The sequence below is a fragment of the Rhizobacter sp. P2_H2 genome (assembly GCF_056403375.1).
Window position 1 is genome coordinate 1 of the sequence record NZ_JBFUFP010000621.1, and the last position, 3,255, is coordinate 3,255.

At 68.0% G+C, this 3,255-nt stretch carries 5 protein-coding genes; 4 read left to right on the plus strand and 1 reads right to left on the minus strand.

Annotation, left to right across the window (positions count from 1 at the left end; genetic code table 11):
* The coding region (locus AC1D15_RS23535) for an FAD:protein FMN transferase (RefSeq protein WP_477827881.1) at positions 1–562 on the minus strand (562 nt) is incomplete at its 3' end.
* A 447-nt stretch (positions 563–1,009) separates the two neighbouring features.
* Here AC1D15_RS23535 and ccmA point away from each other — a divergent pair.
* The 4 genes from ccmA to ccmD are packed head-to-tail and all read left to right on the plus strand — an operon-like array spanning position 1,010 to position 3,196.
* Positions 1,010–1,621: a cytochrome c biogenesis heme-transporting ATPase CcmA gene (gene ccmA, locus AC1D15_RS23540; RefSeq protein ID WP_477827882.1), complete on the plus strand. Its 612-nt coding sequence runs from the start codon at positions 1,010–1,012 to the stop codon at positions 1,619–1,621.
* Entirely contained in the window at positions 1,618–2,283 is a 666-nt protein-coding gene (gene ccmB / locus AC1D15_RS23545) for a heme exporter protein CcmB (RefSeq protein WP_047588241.1), read from the plus strand. The genes ccmA and ccmB overlap by 4 nt, the downstream gene beginning before the upstream one ends.
* Positions 2,283–3,032 (plus strand): heme ABC transporter permease, encoded by a 750-nt coding sequence (locus AC1D15_RS23550; protein ID WP_477827883.1) that lies wholly within the window; start codon positions 2,283–2,285, stop codon positions 3,030–3,032. The genes ccmB and AC1D15_RS23550 overlap by 1 nt, the downstream gene beginning before the upstream one ends.
* Positions 3,029–3,196 (plus strand): heme exporter protein CcmD, encoded by a 168-nt coding sequence (ccmD, locus tag AC1D15_RS23555; RefSeq protein ID WP_477827884.1) that lies wholly within the window; start codon positions 3,029–3,031, stop codon positions 3,194–3,196. Before AC1D15_RS23550 ends, ccmD begins: the two co-directional genes overlap by 4 nt.
* Positions 3,197–3,255: the final 59 nt, after the last annotated feature.

Consider the following 3,255-nt stretch of genomic DNA (forward strand, 5'->3'; position numbering starts at 1 on the left):
TGCCGTGGCCGCGCAGGATCGCGGCGGCGCGGTCGACCGCATGGCCCTTGGCGAAGCCGCCCAGGTCGATGCGCATGCCGGGGTGGCCGAAACGAACGGTCTTGTGTTGCGGATCGAGCAGCAATTGCTGCCAGCCGATCGCGGCGCGGGCCGCGGCCAGCTGGGCTTCGGTGGGGGCGCGCTGCTCGCGGTAGTCGTAGAGCTGGCCGGCGCTGGCGTAGGTGATGTCGAACGCGCCATCGGAGAGGCGCGAGAAATGCAGCGCCCGCTCCAGCAGCCCGTACAGCTCGTTGCTGAGCGCCACCGGGTGGGCGGCGGCTTCGCGGTTGATGCGCGACAGCTCGGACGACGCCTTCACCGGGCTCATGGTCCAGTCGATGCGCTGCATGTCGGCCATCACGGCAGCAATTGCGGCCTCGCCCGCGGGGCGGTCGTCGCTCCACAGCTCGACCGAGACCGAGGTGCCCATGATGGCTTCCTCGCGGCGCAGCCAGCCGCCACCACGCACGGCCGATTCGGCATGCGGGGCGGGGTTCATCGACCTGACTGGCTTGCTGGACACGAGGCCCTCCGGAACCAACTGCACTTCATTCCCTCGGAATCGTTGACTGTCCGTTGACTGTCTGTTGACGCATGTCTTACGCAGGTCACGTGCCTGCATGGCGGAGCGGATCTTCGTCTCGAAAACCCCTGAAAATGTGTCAATAGTTGGCAAACGGCGACGACCTTACATCCTGTTCCAGAAGAAACGGTGACCCTTTTTGCTCGTCCAGACGAGATCTGCATCAGATGTGAACGAAGGCAACCGGCGGCGGCCCGTGGGGCCGGCCGGCGGCGATGGCGCAGATCGTGCTGTCCCTGATGCGGGGGTTGGCGAGGGCACCGATACTCCCGGGCTGGGCCCGAACCACCCTTGATTCGACCTATACCGACACGCAGACAACCCCCATACCGGCGACCGATCGCCGCCGACCTCACTCCCCCCTCCTTTCCGGCCGTCCCCTCCTTCATGTTGAGTGCCCATCACCTCCGCTGCTCGCGCGGCGACCGGACCCTGTTCGCCGACCTGAGCCTGTCGCTCGCGCCGGGCCGCTGGCTGCAGGTGGGCGGCATCAATGGCGCCGGCAAGACGACGCTGCTGCGCACGCTGGTCGGCCTGAACCCGCCGGATGACGGCGAGGTGCGCTGGAACGACACCCCGATCCGGGCGGCCGGCGAGGATTTCCGGCGCGCCTGCCTGTACCTGGGCCACCACGCGGCGGTGAAGGACGAGTTGTCGCCGGTCGAGAACCTGCGCCAGGCCTGTGCGATCGATGGCGTGGCGCTGGACGACGCCCAGGCCGGCGACGCGCTGCGCCGCATCGGCCTGCGCGGGCGCGGCCATTTGCCGACGCGCGTGCTGTCGGCCGGCCAGAAGCGGCGCGTGCTGCTGGCGCGGCTGCTGGTGCGGCCGGCCACGCTGTGGGTGCTGGACGAGCCGTTCGCCGCGCTCGACACCGATGCGGTGGCGCTGATGGGCGAGCTGATCGGTGCGCACCTGGCGCAGGGGGGGCTGGCGATCCTGACGAGCCACCAGCCCGCGCCGTTGCCGGCCGGCGAATTCGTGAGCCTCGCGGCATGAACACCCTCCTGGTCGCCCTGAGGCGTGATTTGCTGCTGGCCGCACGCCGGCGCAGCGAGGTCGTCACCGCCCTCTTCTTCTTCGTGGTCGTCGTGAGCCTGTTCCCGCTGGGCATCGGGCCGGAGCCGGCGATGCTGCGCCGCATCGGCCCGGGCGTGCTATGGGTTGCTGCCTTGCTGGCCACGCTGCTCGGCCTGCCGCGGCTGTTCGCGAGCGACCATGCCGACGGCACGCTGGAGCAGATGGCCCTGTCGCCGCGCCCCTTCGCGCTATTGGTCGCTGGCAAGATCGCAGCGCACTGGCTGCTGTGCGGGCTGCCGCTGGTGCTGCTGGCGCCGCTGCTCGGTTTGCAGTTCAACCTGAACCCCGGCGAGCTGCAGGTGTTGATGCTCGCGCTGCTGCTGGGCACGCCGGTGCTGAGCCTGATCGGCGCGATCGGTGCCGCGCTGACGCTCGGCGTGCGCGGCGGCGGCACCCTGCTCGCGCTGCTGGTGCTGCCGCTGTACGTGCCGACGCTGATCTTCGGCGCCGGCGCCGTTGAGGCGCAGAGCGCCGGGCTGGGCTCGTCGGCGCAGTTGTCGATCCTCGGGGCGCTGTTGGCGCTCGCCGTATTCTTCGCACCCTGGGCCACCACCGCGGCCCTTCGCATCGCAATCGAATGATGGAAAAAACCTCCGCCAGCCCCTGGATGCGCTATGCATCGCCAGCGACCTTCTACCCGCTTGCCGGCAAGCTGCAGCCGTGGTTTGCAGGCCTTGCCGCGCTGCTGACAATTGCCGGCCTGTGGATCGGCTTCTTCGTCGCACCGACCGATGCGACGCAGGGCGAGGGTTACCGGATCATCTTCGTGCACGTGCCGGCGAGCTGGATGTCGATGGTGATCTATTGCGCGATGGCGTTCTGGGCCGGGATCGGCCTGGCGTTCAACACGCGGCTGTCGTCGATGATGGCGTCGGCGCTGGCGCCGACGGGAGCGATCTTCGCGCTGCTGTCGCTGGTGACCGGCTCGCTGTGGGGCAAGCCGATGTGGGGCACCTGGTGGGTGTGGGACGCACGGCTCACGTCGGAGCTGATCCTGTTCTTCCTGTACCTCGGTTTCCTCGCGCTGCAGGCTGCGATCGAAGACCCGAAGCGGGCTGACCGCGCCGGCGCCGTGCTGGCGCTGGTGGGCGTGGTGAACGTGCCGATCATCTATTTCTCGGTGAAGTGGTGGAACACGTTGCACCAGGGGGCGACGATCTCGATGACGAAGTCGCCGTCGATGGCCATGACGATGCTGTGGGGCATGCTGCTGATGGCGCTGGCCTTCTGGATGTATTCGATCGCCGTGGCGCTGGCCCGGGTACGGAACATCATCCTCGAACGTGAACGGCACGCCGACTGGGTGCGTGGCGTCGTGGAGAACGCATGATGCAGTGGAACAGCGTGGGTGATTTCYTCGCGATGGGCGGCTACGCCTTCTACGTCTGGGGCAGCTTCGGCGCGTGTGCCCTGGCGATGCTCGTCGAGAGTCTGCTGTTGCGCCAGCAGCGCGCGGAACTGTTGCGATCCCTCAAGGATCAGCACGAGGCATGAAAACCCTTCTCGTCTCGTCCATGGCGCACTGCGTAACGAAAACGCAGGCTGCTCCGACA

Coding starts and splice junctions, on each gene's coding strand:
- ccmA (WP_477827882.1), top strand. CDS start 1,010: ATGTTGAGTGCCCATCACCTCCGCTGCTCGCGCGGCGACCGGACCCTG.
- ccmB (WP_047588241.1), top strand. CDS start 1,618: ATGAACACCCTCCTGGTCGCCCTGAGGCGTGATTTGCTGCTGGCCGCA.
- AC1D15_RS23550 (WP_477827883.1), top strand. CDS start 2,283: ATGGAAAAAACCTCCGCCAGCCCCTGGATGCGCTATGCATCGCCAGCG.